The 16,736-nt window shown below is 63.3% G+C and carries 16 protein-coding genes and 2 tRNA genes; 9 read left to right on the top strand and 9 right to left on the bottom strand.

The annotated features are described in order from the left end of the window. Positions 1 to 58: 58 nt before the first annotated feature. Positions 59 to 796 carry a creatininase family protein gene (locus AC6I65_RS01640; protein WP_497902367.1) on the bottom strand — a complete coding sequence of 246 codons (738 nt, stop codon included), beginning with the start codon at positions 794 to 796 and terminating at the stop codon, positions 59 to 61. A gap of 129 nt (positions 797 to 925) precedes the next feature. On the opposite strand from AC6I65_RS01640, the gene AC6I65_RS01635 reads away from it, so the two are divergent. Beyond that, positions 926 to 1,270, top strand: coding sequence for a DUF5789 family protein (locus AC6I65_RS01635; RefSeq protein ID WP_497902366.1), 345 nt, complete (start codon positions 926 to 928; stop codon positions 1,268 to 1,270). Between the two features lie 9 nt (positions 1,271 to 1,279). Here the strand turns inward: AC6I65_RS01635 and AC6I65_RS01630 are convergent, their stop codons facing one another. Together AC6I65_RS01630 and AC6I65_RS01625 are read right to left on the bottom strand one after the other, a co-directional pair. After that, on the bottom strand, positions 1,280 to 3,208 hold the full coding sequence (locus AC6I65_RS01630) for an ABC transporter ATP-binding protein (protein ID WP_497902365.1): 1,929 nt from the start codon (positions 3,206 to 3,208) through the stop codon (positions 1,280 to 1,282). Between the two features lie 161 nt (positions 3,209 to 3,369). Then, positions 3,370 to 3,870 (bottom strand): DUF192 domain-containing protein, encoded by a 501-nt coding sequence (locus AC6I65_RS01625; protein ID WP_497902364.1) that lies wholly within the window; start codon positions 3,868 to 3,870, stop codon positions 3,370 to 3,372. A gap of 63 nt (positions 3,871 to 3,933) precedes the next feature. Here AC6I65_RS01625 and AC6I65_RS01620 point away from each other — a divergent pair. Beyond that, positions 3,934 to 4,007: transfer RNA gene (locus AC6I65_RS01620), tRNA-Val, on the top strand. A gap of 441 nt (positions 4,008 to 4,448) precedes the next feature. Here the strand turns inward: AC6I65_RS01620 and AC6I65_RS01615 are convergent. Both AC6I65_RS01615 and AC6I65_RS01610 read right to left on the bottom strand, forming a co-directional pair. Next, positions 4,449 to 4,886 (bottom strand): DUF7344 domain-containing protein, encoded by a 438-nt coding sequence (locus AC6I65_RS01615; protein ID WP_497902363.1) that lies wholly within the window; start codon positions 4,884 to 4,886, stop codon positions 4,449 to 4,451. A 450-nt stretch (positions 4,887 to 5,336) separates the two neighbouring features. Continuing rightward, positions 5,337 to 6,194 carry a DUF502 domain-containing protein gene (locus AC6I65_RS01610; protein ID WP_497902362.1) on the bottom strand — a complete coding sequence of 286 codons (858 nt, stop codon included), beginning with the start codon at positions 6,192 to 6,194 and terminating at the stop codon, positions 5,337 to 5,339. 123 nt (positions 6,195 to 6,317) lie between these two features. Between AC6I65_RS01610 and AC6I65_RS01605 the strand changes: the two genes are divergently transcribed. The 3 genes from AC6I65_RS01605 (at position 6,318) to AC6I65_RS01595 (ending at position 8,898) form a co-directional block, all read left to right on the top strand. Further along, positions 6,318 to 6,391: transfer RNA gene (locus tag AC6I65_RS01605), tRNA-Phe, on the top strand. Between the two features lie 282 nt (positions 6,392 to 6,673). Continuing rightward, positions 6,674 to 7,534 carry an aldo/keto reductase gene (locus tag AC6I65_RS01600; RefSeq protein ID WP_497902361.1) on the top strand — a complete coding sequence of 287 codons (861 nt, stop codon included), beginning with the start codon at positions 6,674 to 6,676 and terminating at the stop codon, positions 7,532 to 7,534. A gap of 512 nt (positions 7,535 to 8,046) precedes the next feature. Beyond that, positions 8,047 to 8,898 (top strand): hypothetical protein, encoded by an 852-nt coding sequence (locus AC6I65_RS01595; RefSeq protein WP_497902360.1) that lies wholly within the window; start codon positions 8,047 to 8,049, stop codon positions 8,896 to 8,898. Between the two features lie 333 nt (positions 8,899 to 9,231). Here AC6I65_RS01595 and AC6I65_RS01590 read toward each other — a convergent pair whose 3' ends face one another. Next, complete coding sequence (locus AC6I65_RS01590; RefSeq protein WP_497902359.1) at positions 9,232 to 9,684, bottom strand: RDD family protein; 453 nt, start codon at positions 9,682 to 9,684, stop codon at positions 9,232 to 9,234. 324 nt (positions 9,685 to 10,008) lie between these two features. On the opposite strand from AC6I65_RS01590, the gene AC6I65_RS01585 reads away from it, so the two are divergent. Together AC6I65_RS01585 and AC6I65_RS01580 are read left to right on the top strand one after the other, a co-directional pair. After that, positions 10,009 to 10,590: an OB-like fold-containing membrane protein gene (locus tag AC6I65_RS01585; protein WP_497902358.1), complete on the top strand. Its 582-nt coding sequence runs from the start codon at positions 10,009 to 10,011 to the stop codon at positions 10,588 to 10,590. Then, the gene (locus tag AC6I65_RS01580; protein ID WP_497902357.1) at positions 10,583 to 11,101 is read left to right on the top strand and encodes a metal-dependent hydrolase; all 519 of its coding nucleotides are present in this window, start codon (positions 10,583 to 10,585) and stop codon (positions 11,099 to 11,101) included. The genes AC6I65_RS01585 and AC6I65_RS01580 overlap by 8 nt, the downstream gene beginning before the upstream one ends. Here AC6I65_RS01580 and AC6I65_RS01575 read toward each other — a convergent pair. Both AC6I65_RS01575 and AC6I65_RS01570 read right to left on the bottom strand, forming a co-directional pair. Beyond that, positions 11,013 to 12,518 (bottom strand): PQQ-dependent sugar dehydrogenase, encoded by a 1,506-nt coding sequence (locus AC6I65_RS01575; protein WP_497902356.1) that lies wholly within the window; start codon positions 12,516 to 12,518, stop codon positions 11,013 to 11,015. The genes AC6I65_RS01580 and AC6I65_RS01575 overlap by 89 nt on opposite strands. Positions 12,519 to 12,665: 147 nt before the next feature. After that, on the bottom strand, positions 12,666 to 13,985 hold the full coding sequence (locus tag AC6I65_RS01570) for a DUF2238 domain-containing protein (protein ID WP_497902355.1): 1,320 nt from the start codon (positions 13,983 to 13,985) through the stop codon (positions 12,666 to 12,668). 358 nt (positions 13,986 to 14,343) lie between these two features. Between AC6I65_RS01570 and AC6I65_RS01565 the strand changes: the two genes are divergently transcribed. Then, positions 14,344 to 14,886, top strand: a complete 543-nt coding sequence (locus AC6I65_RS01565; RefSeq protein ID WP_497902354.1) for a hypothetical protein — start codon at positions 14,344 to 14,346, stop codon at positions 14,884 to 14,886. A gap of 178 nt (positions 14,887 to 15,064) precedes the next feature. Further along, positions 15,065 to 15,619 carry an NUDIX domain-containing protein gene (locus AC6I65_RS01560; RefSeq protein WP_497902353.1) on the top strand — a complete coding sequence of 185 codons (555 nt, stop codon included), beginning with the start codon at positions 15,065 to 15,067 and terminating at the stop codon, positions 15,617 to 15,619. An 84-nt stretch (positions 15,620 to 15,703) separates the two neighbouring features. On the opposite strand, the gene AC6I65_RS01555 is transcribed toward AC6I65_RS01560, so the two are convergent. Beyond that, positions 15,704 to 16,501: an alpha/beta fold hydrolase gene (locus tag AC6I65_RS01555; RefSeq protein WP_497902352.1), complete on the bottom strand. Its 798-nt coding sequence runs from the start codon at positions 16,499 to 16,501 to the stop codon at positions 15,704 to 15,706. Positions 16,502 to 16,736 lie beyond the last annotated feature (235 nt).

Here is a 16,736-nt window from a genome sequence, read left to right as displayed (position 1 = left end):
CCCGACACCAGTCCACGTCCGAAACCCGAACCTCGAAACTCGACAGCTACTACCGACGCTACCGTCGGTCGGGACCCGACACGTCCCGCTCCGCAACCGCCTCGAGCAATCGCTCGAGGGCCGCCGTGGCTAACTCGAGCAGTTCCGCGCCCAGTTTTTCGTCGCCCGCCGTCGGATCGCCGACGACCCCGTTCTCGGTGAACTCAGCCGAATCGACCGCCAGGTTCGCGTAACTAACCCATTCGCCCCAGCGCTCGGCGGCGCCAGCCTTCGCGTCCTCGAGTCGGTCCTCGCGGACGAGGTCGGGATAGCACTGGCGCAAGAGCGCCGTCTCCAGGGGCCCGCCGTGACCCATCTCGCTCGCGTGCTCGCCCACGGCCTCGAACCAGGTGAACGGGACCGCGTACGCGTCGTCGTGGCGGGTGATCGTCGCCGCGACCTCTCGCAGCGCGTCGACGTTCCCGCCGTGGCCGTTCACGATCACGACGCGGTCGAACCCGTGGTGGGCGAGGCTCGCGACGGACTCACGAACGTACGCCCGGAAGGTGTCGGGCGATACCCACATCGTCCCCGGGAAGTGGCGGTGCTCCTCGGCGACGCCGACCGGAATCGCCGGTGCCCGGATCACTTCCCGGTCGATTCGCTCGAGTGCAGCGTCTGCGACGGCTTCGGCAGTGAATACGTCCGTCCCGAGCGGCGCGTGGGGGCCGTGCTGTTCAGTGCTTCCGACCGGGAGGACGACAAGGTCGGTCTCGCAGTCGGCAACGTCGGTCCAGGTGGCCTCCTCGAGGTGCATGGTCGCCACGAGGAGCGGTCGGGCCTTGTAGCCACCGCAACGTACGCATCGCGCTCTCCCACCAGCCCTTCAACGAACCACGCGATGGCAGGGAAAACTGGTTTCCCGCACGGTGGTGGACAGTCACCCATGAGCGAAGATTCCCGCGAACTCGGCATCGAACTGGGGGCGCTCCAAGACGAACTCAAGGACCACGACTACCCCGTTTCACAGGACGAACTGCTCGAGAATCACGGAGACGTCGAACTCGAGATGGGCGAGGAGACTGCGACGCTCGAGGAACTCATCGAACCGCTGAACGAGGACGAGTACCAGTCCTACGAGGAGGTCGAACAGGCCGTCATGAACATGGTCGGCGACGAGGCGATCGGACGGAAAAATTACAGCGACCGGACGCCCCCGGCGCCCGGCGAGGAGCGACAGAAGGACAACCCCTCTGGTGAGGACGTCCAGTCCGAAGACGAATCCTTCTAACGCGACCGCTCAATCCCCGCCGCGACGCGCCTGCGTCCGTGCCGTCCGCTTCTGGGCACGCTCGATGAACTCCTGGGGGAGTTCGTCGATCTCTCCCGCCTGCACGCCCCAGAGGTGGGCGTACAGTCCGTCATTTTCGATCAACTCGTCGTGGGAACCCCGTTCGACGATTTCGCCGCCCTCGAGGACGACGATCTGGTCGGCGTCCTTGATCGTCGAGAGGCGGTGAGCGATGGCGAATGTCGTCCGCTCTTCCGTGAGGTGATCGATCGACCGCTGGATGAGCATCTCGGTCTCGGTGTCGACGTCGCTCGTCGCCTCGTCCAGGATGAGGATCTCGGGATCTTTGAGGATCGCTCGCGCGATACACAGCCGCTGGCGCTGCCCGCCGGAGAGTTTGACGCCACGCTCGCCGACCATCGTATCGTAGCCGTCGGGCAGGTTCTGGATGAAGTCGTGTGCCTCGGCAGCTTTCGCGGCCTCGACGATCTCCTCCTCGCTGGCGTCGAAGGTTCCGTAGGTGACGTTCTCCTCGACGGTCCCGTAGAAGAGGTACGACTGCTGGCCGACGTACCCCATCGACTGGCGTAAGCTGGGAAGGGAGACCTCGCGGATGTCCTGGCCGTCGATCCGGATGGCCCCGTCGTCGACGTCGTGGAGGCGCAACAGGAGTTTGAGGACGGTCGACTTCCCGGCCCCGGTCGGACCAACGAGAGCGATGGTCTCGCCGCCAGGGACGTCGAACGAGATGTCGTCCACGATGACCTCCTCATCGCCGTAGCTGAACGTCACGTCGTCGTACTCGACGCGGCCCTCGTCGATCTCGAGGTCGGGCGCGTGGACGTCGGTCTCGATGCGCCCCTGTTCGTCCATCAGCCCGAAGATGCGTTCGGCGGACGCCTCCGCGCGCTGGTACATGTTGATGATCTGTCCGAACTGGGCCATCGGCCAGACGAGCTGCTGGGTGAGCAGGATGAACGTCGCGAACTCGCCGACGCCGAGTTCTCCGGAGAAGGGGCCCGGCGCGCCGTTGAATACCCAGTAACCGCCCACGAGGAACGTCAGAACGAACCCGATACCCGAGATAATCTGGAGACCGGGGAAGAACTTGATCCGGATGGTAATCGCCCCCCAGTTCGTGTCGTAGTACTTCCGGGAGACGTCCTCGACGCGCCCAGATTCGTAGTTCTCGGTATTGTCGGCCTTGATCACCTGGATGCCCCCGAGGTTGTTCTCGAGGCGAGAGTTGACCTCCCCGACGCTCGAGCGCACCGCGGCGTACTTCGGCTGGATCTTCTTGACGAAGATGTACGTGAAGACGGCGATCAGGGGCACGGGGGCCATCGAGACGAGGGCCAGTTGCGGATTGATCGTCAGCAGCACCGCAGCGATTCCGAGGACCATCACCCCGAGCCGGAACGCCGAGTTGAGCCCGTCGTTGAGAAATCGCTCGAGCTGGTTGACGTCGTTCGAGAGAATGGACATCATCTCGCCGGTTTGCTTGTCGGCGAAGAACTCCATGTCGAGACGCTGCATCTTGTCGTAGGTGTCCGTTCGCACGTCGTGCTGGATGTCCTGTGCGAACGCGTTGAACCCCCAGTTGCGAAGCCAGTGAAACGCCGCGCCGATCGTAAACGAGAGCGCAATAATGACGACCGTCAGGGTGAACTGATCGGCCTGTTCGGTCGGCAACCACTCGCTCGGAACGAACCGTAGGTTGAAGGGGCGGTCCTGCAGAAATATCGCGTCGATCGCCAGTCCGAGCAAAATCGGTGGAATCAGATCGAGCAAACGGGCGAAAACGCTCGCGGTAATCCCGGACGTAACTGAGAACCAGTACGGCCGGCCATACTCGAACACCAGACGTTGCATGGGATTGTCGATCTTCTCCCGTTGTTCCTCGAACGGGTCGTCTTCATCCCAATCAGCACTACTCATTGCACTGGCTGAGTGGACGGTCAGCAATAAACGTTGCCTACGAATCGAAATATATCCCGGCCGCAACCAGTTAGCTCCGGAACGTGTTGCCGGAAGACAGCGTTCACGTTCGAGGCAATCCTTCGTTACCGCCGATTTTGCGTGTCGAAAACGCGAGCGCGTCAGTCCTCGAGGTCGATCTCGACCTCGTCACCGACCTCGAGATTCGACTCGTTGGCCGTTCCTCGTGGAACTTCGAGGACCCACTTCGCCTCGCCGGAGTACCGGAGGTCCTCGCCGTCCTCGCCGGCCTCTGGCGCTCGAGCGTGGTGAATTGCAGTGATCTCGCGGTCGGCCCCGATGAAGATGATGTCGATGTCGAAGTCCATCTCGCGCATGACGAAGGTGCGGTCGTCCTCGTCGCTGTAGACGAACAGCATTCCCGTGCTGTTCTCGAGGGAATCGTGTTCGCTGAGGCCGGTGTAGCGCTGTTCGTAGGTGTCGGCCACCTCGACGTCGACGGCGAGTTTGGTAGTCCCGTCCTCGTCCACGACGCGCACGTCGCCGCTGTCGTGTGTCCACGGCGCGGGGAGAATCGAGAGCTGGACGAGCCCGTAGCCGACCGCGAGCACGACGACCACGACGACGAGCGCAGACCAGACGCGCCTGTAGGACTGTCGCATTCGGATTCGTCTTCGACTCGAGAAAGTAAAGGTTATTCGCACGGGCCCGCTCTGGTCGGATACGGGCTCGTGGTCTAGCTGGTTATGACGCGGCCTTTACAAGGCCGAGGTCGGTGGTTCGAACCCGCCCGAGCCCACTACTCCTGCTGCTCACGGATTGTTCGCAGCAGGATTGTGACGGGAGGGCGGTTCGAACGAGAGAAGTCGCAGCGCTCGAGCGAACGCGAGAGCGACCGTCTTCGCGTTGTTCGAACCCGCTCGAGCCCATCTTAGCGACCACCAATACCGCGAGCCACAGAACGACCTTCGTGCGGCGGTACGAACGACACATCCCGTGAGAACGCACACCTCGAGCAACGGCAAAATCCAACACGTAAGCGATCTCCGTTACCGGCCGGGAGTCACTTGAGTAGAGGATGGACGTCGAGACCACGCACGAGAAAGCGACGAACGGATCGAAGCGACTCGAGTTCGATTCGTCTCCAGGCCCAGGAGAATCACCGAAGCGGCGCGAGAAAGAACGTCCTACTCCAGAACTCCCCTCGAGAGGCCGCTCTGGACGCCGGAACCACGCACAGTCAGGACTTGAGCCGCTGGCGAAGCGACCCGAGCAACCCGTCGCCACGTTCGACCTCGAGCGCGTCGTGGAGCCGCGAGTTCTCGGGTTCGTCCTTGATCACCACCCTGAGATACGGCTCGAGCTGTTCGAAGTTGTCGGCGAGGATGACCGTGTGGTTGTCCTCGTCGTGGTCAACCACACCGGCGTCGGCAAGTTTCGGGACGTGGCACTGAACCGACGAGACGTACACGCTCTTGTACTCGTTTTTCGCGACCTCGTCGGGGTGCACGTCGTGCTCCCAGCCAGCGACTTCTTCGGCCAGTTTCGATAACTCGATGGGCTCCGTGCGGCCGCGAAGCGCGTAGAGGAGGTATCGACGACGACGGTTGGCGAGCAACTCGAGAATCACGTCCGCTGTGAGCTGCTCGTCTGCCTCACTCGAGGGAAGCGCTTCCATACCATATCATAAGCGAGCGGCGCTGAAAAGGGTGTCTTGAATATCCGAAATTCCAACATACGCCGGCGTAATGGTCGACTATCGGGTTCGATGACTCTACCGACACTCGAGGGGTCGAACGCTCGAGCGGTGGGGTGACGAAATTGGCCGGTTCGGCCATCAGCGATCCGGTCGCTACACGAGCGACCGGAGTAACCGCAGCGGAAACGTGATGATCGCGATGACGAGGCTAATCGCTTCCCGGACGAACGAGCGAAGGGTGCCAAGCATTGCTATTGCGCGTACCACGGCCCTCGACCTACGAACGAGGGTTGTGTGTGCAAGGTGTTCAGGTCCCTCCGGCGTCCTCACGTCGTCGATTCTCAGAGGGGGCGAACGTCGACGATCCATTGCAATTGTCGCCGAATACGGGGATGACCACCAGCGCAGTGGCACCGATTTTGCCATCAGTTATCGCGATTCGTCGGCGGAGTCGGCATCGGCGGAGTCGGCGTCGGTGGTAATCGCATCTTGGAGCCGATCGATGTCCGTGACCTTCTCGAGGTCGCCCATGGTAACCGGGGTCGGGTCGCTGGCGGATTCACCAGTAGCGACGCCGCTCGTGAGGATGCTCCGGACGCCCTCCTCAATCGTCATGTCGATGTCCATAACGCGGCTTTTCGGGACGTGCGTCAGGAACCCGCCGGTGACCGGATTCGGCGCGAGTGGGATGAACAGCGTGACCATCTCGTCGTGGCCGGTCACGTTCGCGATCGTCTCCGGCGACGTGCTCGTCTCGAACCCAATCACGTAGATGTCGTCGTCGAAACACTGGACGAGTTTGATCTCCTGGAAGTTCTCCGCCTCGTTGTCGAGCATGACGTCGCCCATGCGACGAAAGCTCTTGTAGACGGTTCCGAACCCGGGAATAGCGGCGATTGCGAGGTCGACCATCTCGATGGCTCGCTCGCCGTAGCGGTGGCGGCCGATCGAGCCGACGACGATGACGATTCCCAGCAAGAGCGCGAGGGTGATTAGTTCCGTGAGAAAGCCGATGAGATAGGGGTAGAGCCCCATCTGGACGAGCGCACCGACGAGTTCCGTGCGCCGGAACCAGTCGATGATCCCGAACCACTGGAGGAGTTCGATGAACGGAACCAGCGCGTTGGTGATGAACTCGAGGACGATCTGCAAAACGTAGAGAGTGATGACGAGCGGAACGATGATCGCGATGCCAGTCATCAATACGTCGAGCGTTCCTTCGTAGAGGGACTTGCCGGCTTCTCTGGGAGAGGCCGGAGCCCCATCGGGCGAGTCTGGAATCGCCATTGCGTTTCGAAAGAATAGCTCGGTGAAAGATGTTGTCGTTCGTAACGGCTATCCAACTCCCTCCGCCGTCGCTCGAGCGGCATTCGAAATCCTTTTTTATATCATCGCCGGAGGTAGGAGTGAGCCGCCTTAGCTCAGACTGGGAGAGCACTCGACTGAAGATCGAGCTGTCCCCGGTTCAAATCCGGGAGGCGGCACTTTTGTGACGCACAAGACGGCGAGCGTAGCGAGCCGTCCGTACGGAGCAGAAGTGCGACCCGACTGGATTTGAACCCTGGAAGTCGCAGCGCTCGAGCGAAGCGAGAGCGACCGTCTTCCTTCGGTTCAAATCCGGGAGGCGGCATGGCTTTTTCACTCGTATCAGAAGCAATTCTCGCTCGAGCAGCCCCGAGTTCGGCAGTTCATGACACAATCCCGGCGCCGAGAACACGGCAAATGACCGCCCAACGGTTATCCCGCCGTGGACCAGAGACACCGACGTGAGTAGTGACTCGATCGCAAACGAGAGCGATACGTTCGAGATTGGCGATACGACCGTCCACCGCCTCGGGTTCGGAGCGATGCGTCTCTGCGGCGACGACATCATTGGCCCGCCGGCGGACGAGGAGGCCGCCCGCGACGTCGTCCAGCGCGCCGTCGACTGCGGCGTCGACTTCATCGATACGGCGGACTCTTACGGCCCCGGCGTCAGCGAGCGACTCGTCGGTGAGGTACTCGGCGACCGCGACGACGTACTCGTCGCGACCAAAGCGGGGCTGCTCCGCAACCGCGAGGGCGACTGGATCGCCCACGGTGATCCGGATTACGTTCGCAACCAGGTGCTCACGTCGCTCGATCGACTGAGGGCCGACGCCATCGACCTCTACCAGTTCCATCGACCGGACGACGACACGCCGTTCGAAGACTCCGTGGCGGCCTTCGCCGAACTCAAAGACGAGGGGCTCGTTCGCGAGGTCGGCCTCAGTAACATCTCCACGGAACAGCTCGACCAGGCCCGCGAACAGGTCGAGGTCGCCACCGTCCAGAACCGATACAACGTGAACGACCGCTCGTCGGCGGACGTCATCGAGGTCTGTGTCGAGAACGACATCGGGTTCATCCCGTGGGCGCCGATCGACGGCGACGACCTCGAGGCACACGGCGACCTCCTCGACGAAATCGCGGCCGAGCACGATGCCACGCGGCGCCATGTCGCACTGGCGTGGTTGCTCGAGCGGGCCGACGTCATCCTGCCGATTCCCGGCACGTCGGACCCGGATCACGTCGAGTCGAACGTCGCGGCCTCGCAGCTCTCGCTCGCGGACGACGAAATCCAGCGACTGACCGAGGTGGCCGGTTGAGGGCTCGAGGAGTTCTGGCGGAACGGCTGCTGGCGAGCGTCCGGCCACGACAGTGACTGGCGCGTCTCTGGATACCGAAATCCGCCATTGGGTGACGGGCCGTCGGTTGCCGAAGACGACGTCATCGAGGCCGGGGCGGGGTACGGGGCCGCCGGCCACTCCCTCGAATCGAACGCGCGCCAGCTGGTCGACACAGATGACGTCTCGAGTTCGGTCAGGTCTCTCGGGCCGGGGAGACGGACAGTTTCGATAATGGATCGTTTTGTGAGATGAAATCATCAGAGACACCGCGTAGAGCGGCTCTCTATTGGCGATACGGCCAGTTGATAGATCGGAAAACGAGCGGGAAGTAGTGAAATTCATGCCGTGCAACGGTATGTCGATTCCTTAATTCTCCGATAGTAAATACTCAAAATCTGATAGCAAGAGGTACGTCCTCACGATGTGGGGGACGATGCGGCTCGTATCGGCAAACAGGAACTCACAGACGAACCCTACGTTCAACACAACTCATGACTGACGAACCCAAGCAACGCCGAACGGTCCTGAAAGCGCTCGCGGCATCGGGTACGATTGCTGCCATCGGCGGCGTAACGAACGCACAGATCAACGGCGACGACGAGAACGAGACCGACGAAGATTACGACGAGGACGGCGAGACGATCGAGGACGGCGAAGAGGTCGACGAAGAGGAAAGCGATAGCGATAGCGACGATACTGGCGACGGCGACGAAGAAACGACTGACGACACGACAACTGGCGACGCGACACTGTCCGTCGACTCCTCGAAGCCGGGTGCGACGACGACGTACACGTTCCGCGTGACGGTCGGCGACGATACCGACGGGGATTCCCTGAACGACCTGGTCTGTGACCTGGAGGGAACCGGCGTCGGGTTGTTCAACGTCAACGACGCGAAGGTAGACGTCACACACAACGGCGATAGCGTCGTCGACGACCTGGACGAGATCGCCGCCGACGACAGCAAGACTGTCGCGCTCAACTTCGGCGGCAGCTACTCGCTCGAGGCGGGCGACCGGATCTGTGTCACGGTCGAGTGCGTCGTGAACCCCGACGAGGAGGGGACCTACGAGGCGTCTGTTATCGTGAACAGCCAGAGTGCGGCCGAGACGTACTCGGTGTCGGTTACGATCGGCGACGAGTGTCCTGACGACGACGAGGGAGATTCCGGTGGCGATAGCGACGACGGAGACGACGATGACAGCGACGATAGCGGTGACGACGACAGCGACGACGCCAACGAAGACTACGACGAGGACGGCGAGACGATCGAAGGCGGCGAAGAGGTAGACGAAGACGACGATGACGACGATAGCGATGACGACGACAACGACAGCGACTAATCCATTCTAGCTCGAGCGGACGATCGGACGGTAACCGAAGAACGCACGCCGTCGCCGCGACCGATGACGGAGGTGGCGAACCTGAAACCGCCGGAATCGAGCGGCGCATGGCTTTGCTCACCAGTTTTTTGACGAGCGTACGGAAGACGCTATCTGAACCCACCCACGGTTCGAAGACCGCTTGGTCTCCCAACGCTCGAGAATCCTCGCCCGGTAGGTGGAGTAGGTGCAAACTCCGTTCTGCGTCGAGAAAGAAAACGATCACCAAAGGTGGCTCTCGACACTCGGTTGAGGCGGACTACGTTCGACGCGCGATCACGCCGATAACCGCGCTTAATCGGCCCCGACGACGACTGTCTTGGCTGCGAGATCTCCAATACGCTGGTGGTCGCCCGTCGCGTACGCTGAAATCACGCCGACGACGTAAAGCACTGGAAGGACGTCGATTATTCGCAGAAGATTTCGCAGTACCGCCGCCGTCCACGTGCACCGCGTACCGTCTTTTCTGACGACGACGATGCCTCGAGCGCGCTTGCCGATCGTCTGTCCGAAGTACCCCTCGAACGAGGTTTGATAGAGCACCAGCACGACCGGTGCGCCGAACTGTAAGGAGACCAAGAGTCCACCAAAACCACCGAGTGGCCCGTCGAGAAATACCGTTCCGGCGACGTAGCCGAGGATTCCGACGATCACCGCGACGAGAATCCCATCGATGAGAAGCGCTTCGAACCGTCTGTCTAACACGCCGACCCGCTCGTTCATATCAGGTGATGGATATCTATCCATACTGTACCGATCCTACGTATATTATTTAAATATTATGGCAGCGCCCGGTTTCAAGAATGCAGACGGACCGGTACGGAGCGCCCGACCAGGGTCGCCCGGTTCCGAGAGATGGCGTTCGCACCAAGTTCACTCCCCGGCGGAATACGGTCGGTTCACATCGATAGCGCTGGGCCGTTCTGCTCAGTTCGTATTTTCAACGGGGTTACGTCGTTTCCACCGTCCTCTCGTTTCGTTCCACCGTTCACCCCTCGTCGCGAATCCTGCGAAAAGCGCTGAGAGGGACGGAGGGAAGACACTTATCGACGCTCGAGCGAAATGGGTACCATGGCAGAGCTACACGGCCAGCCCGGTCGCGTTCTCGCCGGGCTCGTTCTCCTCGCCCTCCTGGTCGGTTGTTTGCTCGTAGCGGGTACGACGTCCGACGAACTCCTGGAAAGTGAGTCACCAGACCAGATGGACGTGCGCCAGGACCGGGCGGCCTACGTCGGCGAGCAGGTCGTTATCGGCGGCTTCGTCGTCGAAACCGACCCGGTCGTCGTCGCGACGCTCGCCAGCGGTCACGGCCGCTTCACGCTCGTCGACGTCGACGACCGGGTCCTGGACGCCGACGAGCCGCTCGAGGTGAACGACCGCGTGAACGCGTTCGGACGCCTCGAGGACGAATCGACCCTCGTGGTCGAGCGGGCGGTGACGCGCAAATCGTCCGACAACGGTTACCTGTATAGCGTTTCGGTGGTGGGCGGGCTTTGGATCGTTGGCCGACTCGTTCGGCAGTGGCGTTTCGACCCGGCGGCGATCGCGTTCGTACCGCGAGGAAACTCGTCCGACGCGCAATCGTCGGACGGCCATCACGAGCACGAGCAAACCGCCCGACTCGTTGGGGACGACGGTGATCACCGTGGCTGATCTGCTCACGCACCTGCTGGTCGGGTACAGCATCGGAACGCTCCTCTCGTTTCGATACGAGCGGCTCCGTCCGGCACACGTCTCGCTCGTCATGGTCGGCGCCGCGAGCCCGGATCTGAACCGGATCGAACTGGTCGTTTCGGACGGGTTCGTCGCGCGCGTGTTCGGACTCCCGTTTTCGTGGGAGCCGTTGCACACCCTTGTCGGATCCGCGCTCGTGACCGGCCTTCTCGTCCTGCTAGTGACGCCGGAGCAGCGCAAATGGGCCGTCGCGCTGGTGGCCGTCGGCGTCGTTTCACACCACGTTCTCGACCTGCTGCTGATCACTCCGGCGGGTCAGTCCTACGCCGTCTTCTGGCCGATCCTCGAGTACCGGGTTCCGTCTGGGGATCTCTATCAGAGTACCGACCGGTGGCCGGCACTCACGTCCGGGTCGTGTGCTGCACTCCTGTGGGCGGTTCGTCGGCGCCGCGACAGTGCCGCTTCGGAGTCGGAGACGCCACCCGACTGAGGTGTCGGTACGCGCACGATTCGAGACGTGGTCGGCCGCCGTGAGAGGGGTCGGGCGTGGCTCGAGGCGACGAGAGCCGAGGAAACCGGCGGGGAGGCCGATTACGCGGCCGGGACGATCCGAAAGAGTCCACCGCCTTCGGATCCCGTCCCCAGCACGTATACCTCGCCGTCCTCGTCACGGCCGAACGAGAGCGCTCGCGTGAGTTTCTCCGCGTCGGCGATCTCGAGGGCGGCGGTCGGCCACAGTCCGTCGGCGTCAGTGTCGGCGTCGTCGGGGAGACCGGCGACGAACAACCGGCCCTCGGGGATGAAATCGCCGAAGACGTAGCGTCTGTCGAGTTCTGGCAGCGTCGACCCGCGGTAGACGTAGCCGCCAACAACCGAGACACCGCTGATCGGGTCGCCTTCGTGTGGTATTCGACGATGGGGTCGCGAAGCGGTTCGCCGCCCCGGACGTCATCCGGCGTTCGATCCGGGCAGTCGTCCGTTTTGTAGCAGTGGGTCCCCTCTTTGACGTTCCAGCCGTAGTTACCGCCCTTCTCGACGAGGTTCACCTCCTCGAACCGGTTCTGGCCGACGTCCGCGACGTAGAGGTCCTCCCCGTCGAACGACAGGCGCCAGGGGTTCCGGAATCCCCACGCGTAGTGCTCGTCGAGTCCATCTCGTCCGACGAGCGGGTTGTCTTCCGGGACGACGTAGCCCTGATCGCCCGTCCGGGTATCGACGTCGAGACGCAGAACGCTCCCCAGCAAGTTCTCGGTCACGTCCTGCCCATTCCCGCCGCCTGGACCGTCGTACCAGACATCCTCGGGGGATTCGCCGCTGTCACCGACCGAGACGTAGAGATACCCGTCGGGGCCGAACGCGAGGTCGCCGCCGTTGTGGAGGTCTCTCGGCTGCGGAATCTCGAGAATCGATCGTTCCGAGTCGCTCCGCGCTCGCGTCCCGTTCTCGGTCACCTCGAACGCGGCCAGGACGAACGTGTGGCTGTAGTCCTCGGGCATCCCCTCCCGGAGCGGCGCGCTGTACCGGACGAACAGCCGACGGTCGTCCGGGAAGTCCGGGTGTAGCGCAATCCCGAGCAACCCTTTCTCTCCCTCTGTCTCGACCGTGTCGCGGAGGTCGAGAAAGAGCTCGTCCTGCAAACCGCTCGGCCCGTGACGCAGAACGCGACCGTCGCGCTCGGCGATGTACCGCTGGTCGGTGCCGGAGACGAACGCGACGGCGAGCGGCGCGTCCAGTCCACCGACCGTCGTCTGGAGACCGAGCGCGTCCGGTAACTGGGCGGTCGCGTCGAGTGTCGTGCTCGATCCGGGCGATTCGGTAGCGGACGGTGATGCACATCCGGCGATTCCAGTCGCCGCACAGATGGCTGCACCCGTGAGGAATTCGCGTCTGGCAGTGAGGGGACCCATAGAACGTTCGTACGGTTTCGAGGGAGAAATACGCCTATTCGAGAGACGATGAACTAAATGGCCACTTGACTGTTAGCAAATCCGACTGATAGCGACTTCGATCAGATAAGTCGGCGCGAGACAGCCGGGCAATTTCGGTCGGTCCGATCATCGTTCCGTTTCCCGCCCCGAGCCCCCTGACTCGAGGCGGTCGGCGAGCCGATACGAGACATCGGTGAGATACACCCACCCCCAGGCAGCGACGAGGACGGCGCCGACGAGGTCGTAGAACAGGTCCCCGACCGTGTCGGTGATCCCGTGCTGGGCGAGGATCACCTCGTAGCCCGACCACCCGCCGACCAGGCCGAGGGCGAACTCCATGAGTTCCCAGACGACGCCGAACGCCAGGACGAAGATGAGGATGAAGACGAACAGCATCCGATTGGGCAGGTACACCGAGTCCGTGTGGAGGTCGATCGCTCGAACGACGGCGTAACCCGTGCCGGCGACGATAGACGCCGAGAGGGCGTGCGTCAGGCTGTCCCACTGCCCGAGAAGCCCGTAGAGCCCCGCCGATCCGAGCGCGTGGAGCAAGACCGCTCCCGTGATCCAGACCACGAGTTCCGGCTCGAGCGGCGTGCGGTAGTTTCGCTCGAGGATCGCCGGGAGGGTGGTGATCGCGAGGGCAATGCCCGCGTTGGCGATGGTCGTCACATCGCGCGCGAAGAGACCGTAGAGGAGAACGGCAACCAGGGCCGCCTGGAGGAGCCAGGCCACGCTCCTGACCGTCCGTTCGGGGACGTCGAATCGACCTCGAATCAGCGACGGCGTGCTGTCGGGTTCCTCGTCACGACCGGGGCTCGAGCGGTCGTCTGGCGCTCCAGAGGAGTCCCCATCGCCCGACAGCGGCGACGCCTGCACCGGGTATCGATTGAACAGGACGCCGGCGAGCAATCCGGCGACCGCGGCGTAGACGAAGTCCATCATCATCGCGTGGTTGGCCGCGTCCTCGGAGCGCCCGGTGAGAATGTACGACGTCTCGAGCATAACGTCGGAGAGCCAGAGCACGACGTTCCAGGTCGCGGCGACCGCGAGCGTCGTGAGGACGACCAGTGCAGTCGCGAACGTGTGAGTCATCCGAACGGCCGTGAATCGGTCGATTTCGGCGACGGCCACGAGCGCGACGGCGGCGACGGCGACGTACGTGGCGATCGACGTCAGAAACGTCTCCTCGAGAACCGTCGCGTCGACGACGGGAATCGCGACGAGTACCAGCAGTTCCCAGGACGGCATCGCGAACGGGTTCCGGCGCGCCGCGGCGGGCAGGAGGACGATCACGATTGCGAGTCCCGTGAAGACGAACCACCGGTACGACGACTCGAGGGCGTGAACGGTGGCGAGTACGGCGAGGAGGCCGACGACGAGCCAGCCGATCGCCGCGTTTCGACGAGAGGCCTCTGAGGGGTCGCCGGATCGATTCTCCTGCATAGCACTCCGTACGTGACCGACCGACAAAACGTCGCATCCGGAATAGTATGTGTGGTCGTCTGGCGACTCGGTACGCCTACGCTGTTTGTACCGGATCGGTTCGGTGTACCGACATCGCCGGGCGCGCTGGCGTCGTCGTTCCTCTGATTGCAGGAAGTGGGCGTACGACCGCTCGAGGGACACCGTCGGTGGATCGTCTCGATTGAAGTAAAATCCGAACGAGCCTCGAGCGGCACCCACCCTGGCGGAAGACGGCATCCTCGCAGCCACGTCTCGACGGGACACCTCGACATCTTCCGGAGTCAAAATTGTCACTGTAAGGGTCTCCTGCCATCCGTCTCGAGCCCCAATAGGGAGCATGAAGCTCGCACATGTCACGCTCTTCGAGGACTTCGGCACCCGTTCGGTCACGATTCACGGGCTCATGGTCGTCGCGTTCGTCAACACGGTCCTGGCTGGCCTGTTCCTCGAGGGACAGGTGGGGCTCGTTTCGTTCGTCGCGCTCCTCAACGTCACCGCCGGGTTGTGGGTCGCCCACTCGATTCACTCGCTCGGCAACGTCGCGGCCGGCGACGAGTACAACGGCGTCCTGAACGAGCTTTTCGAGGTCGGGGACAGTGACTCAGGCCAGGGATTCGACACCGGCCGATTCGGTCGGCTGCTCGGACTGATCGCGGTGGTGACGGCCGTCTCCTTGCTGACGTCGGCGCAGGCCCTCTCGGGAACGGTGCTCTCGATCGCCGTCGTCGCCCTCGGCGGGATCGCACTCGTGACCGCGATTATCGGCTTCCTCATCGCACTCGGGGCGTCCTACGACGGTGCCCAGCGGCAGACGGCCGCGAACGTGGAACGGTACGCGGAGACGACTGACGTCGACGGTGGACGAACCACCGACCAGTGAGACCCCCCGTGTCGCGTGGTCGGGTACCACAGATGCAGAGTTGAGACGAGAGTGCTCATGTTCCACGTCACGTTCCACGCATTGTTCTCGCCCGTGTACGGCGCTCGAGACAACCCCCTCGGTGAAATGCTCGTCGTCCGGCAAACACTCTTGTCGCCACCCCATCATTCGCGTTCGTATGGGCAACGAGCCGCCGACGTTCTGTCACTACTGCGGTGGAGAACTGACGCCAGTCGACCCGCCGACGGTCCATCGCTGTGCCGCCTGCGGGGAGCACGTCTTCTACAACCCCAGCCCCTGTTCGCGGGTCGCGGTCGTCGACGGTGAATCGATCCTGCTCGTGAAAGTCGACCTCCCGGAGCGCGACATGTGGGGGACGCCGGGTGGCATGGTCGAGGCGGACGAGGATCCGGACGAAGCGGGGGCTCGAGAACTGGCGGAGGAGACGACACTCACCGTCGATCCGAACGACCTCGTGTTGTTCGACGTTCGGACGTTCGCGAAGTTCGAGACGGTCCACAAGACGTACCTCGTCTACGCGGTCGACGTCGCGGACGTCCACGGAACGCCACGAGCCGACGACGAGGTGGCCGCCGCCCGGTTCTGGACGCCGGCCGAACTCGAGGCTGCTCGAGACGAACTCCTCACCAGCTGGCCGACCGAGTACCGGGACCTGCGGTGGTGGGTGGACAGTGCGCGGACGGCCCTGGACCGGGGCCGGAACCAGTCGTAGATGGACGGACGACGAGACAGGGTGGCGAGGGCGGACAGCGAGGCAAAGTGGGGAGACGGAACGGCGAAACTGGACGACTGACGATCAACCGTGCTGGGAACAAAACGTCCGTAGCTCCGCGAATGCCGCCTCGTACTCGTCGCGAAAGATGCAGTGGCCGGCGTCGGGAACGTGGACCAGTCGCCCGTTCGACAGCGCCGCGGCCGCCTCGAGGTCGCGTACTCGACGGGACGTCTCGGCGTCGGCCTTCAGCACCAGCGTCGGACAGGTGATCTCCGCGAACGTGTCCTCGAGGAGCGGGTACCCGGCACGGGCGATTTCGGCGCTGTGGGGGTCGAATTCGGCCCTGGCGACGGCAAGGCGCCGGGCGAGTGATTCGTCGCGGTCGTCGAACGCCGACATACGCTCCTCGAGGGACTGGGCCGCCCACTCGGCACACCGCTCCTCGACGACGGCGGCCCGTTCGTCCGGTCCGAGGTCGGGGTCGCCGTACATCCCGGCCGGGTCCTCCAGGGCGATGGCTCGCGCCAGGTCGGGGTGGGTTGCGGCCGCCCACGCGACGGTCGAGCCACCCATGGAGTGGCCGAGCAAGAGTGGGCGCTCGAGGCCGAGTTCGTCGACCAGGCCGCGAAGGTCGGCCACCCGGTCCTCGATCCCGTACCCGGTTTCGGGCGCGTCAGATCGGCCGTGACCGCGCGCGTCGTACGTGAGTACCTCGTAGCCATCGGCGGCGAGCCCCGCCGCGAGCCGTTCCCAGCAGCGGCCGGTGTCGTAGAAGCCGTGCGCCAGCACTATCGGCTCGCCCTCGCCGGTTCGATAGTACTGGAGGTCGACACCGTTCGTCCGAACAGTTCCCGTTGACCAGCCGTCGGGAAGCTCCATAGAAACCCCAATAGGTGGCAACGAGAAAAACGGTCCGACCGGCGGCACGCGAACAGGTGTCTCGACGCTATTGAAGGTCGGCCGTCCGATCGATACCGGGTCGAGATTCGTCCCAGTCGAACGGCCTCACCAAGGACCCTTCCGGGACCGAACGTCGGTTCCACGGGAAGAAGGGGTATCAGCGATCGATTTAGACGAAAAATCGATCCGAACTGGTCGCTCGAGATCGAGCGAG

It is taken from the genome of Natronosalvus sp. KLKA75 (assembly GCF_059736265.1).
The sequence above is the reverse complement of the archived record's forward strand: the minus strand, read 5'-3'. Positions and strand labels throughout refer to the sequence as shown.

What these genes read in the sequence shown, in the direction of transcription:
- AC6I65_RS01555 (WP_497902352.1), bottom strand. Translation starts at nt 16,501, where the DNA reads ATGGAGCTTCCCGACGGCTGGTCAACGGGAACTGTTCGGACGAACGGT.
- AC6I65_RS01610 (WP_497902362.1), bottom strand. Translation starts at nt 6,194, where the DNA reads ATGGCGATTCCAGACTCGCCCGATGGGGCTCCGGCCTCTCCCAGAGAA.
- AC6I65_RS01635 (WP_497902366.1), top strand. Translation starts at nt 926, where the DNA reads ATGAGCGAAGATTCCCGCGAACTCGGCATCGAACTGGGGGCGCTCCAA.
- AC6I65_RS01575 (WP_497902356.1), bottom strand. Translation starts at nt 12,518, where the DNA reads ATGGGTCCCCTCACTGCCAGACGCGAATTCCTCACGGGTGCAGCCATC.
- AC6I65_RS01615 (WP_497902363.1), bottom strand. Translation starts at nt 4,886, where the DNA reads ATGGAAGCGCTTCCCTCGAGTGAGGCAGACGAGCAGCTCACAGCGGAC.
- AC6I65_RS01625 (WP_497902364.1), bottom strand. Translation starts at nt 3,870, where the DNA reads ATGCGACAGTCCTACAGGCGCGTCTGGTCTGCGCTCGTCGTCGTGGTC.
- AC6I65_RS01590 (WP_497902359.1), bottom strand. Translation starts at nt 9,684, where the DNA reads ATGGATAGATATCCATCACCTGATATGAACGAGCGGGTCGGCGTGTTA.
- AC6I65_RS01640 (WP_497902367.1), bottom strand. Translation starts at nt 796, where the DNA reads ATGCACCTCGAGGAGGCCACCTGGACCGACGTTGCCGACTGCGAGACC.
- AC6I65_RS01630 (WP_497902365.1), bottom strand. Translation starts at nt 3,208, where the DNA reads ATGAGTAGTGCTGATTGGGATGAAGACGACCCGTTCGAGGAACAACGG.
- AC6I65_RS01560 (WP_497902353.1), top strand. Translation starts at nt 15,065, where the DNA reads ATGGGCAACGAGCCGCCGACGTTCTGTCACTACTGCGGTGGAGAACTG.
- AC6I65_RS01585 (WP_497902358.1), top strand. Translation starts at nt 10,009, where the DNA reads ATGGCAGAGCTACACGGCCAGCCCGGTCGCGTTCTCGCCGGGCTCGTT.
- AC6I65_RS01595 (WP_497902360.1), top strand. Translation starts at nt 8,047, where the DNA reads ATGACTGACGAACCCAAGCAACGCCGAACGGTCCTGAAAGCGCTCGCG.
- AC6I65_RS01570 (WP_497902355.1), bottom strand. Translation starts at nt 13,985, where the DNA reads ATGCAGGAGAATCGATCCGGCGACCCCTCAGAGGCCTCTCGTCGAAAC.
- AC6I65_RS01565 (WP_497902354.1), top strand. Translation starts at nt 14,344, where the DNA reads ATGAAGCTCGCACATGTCACGCTCTTCGAGGACTTCGGCACCCGTTCG.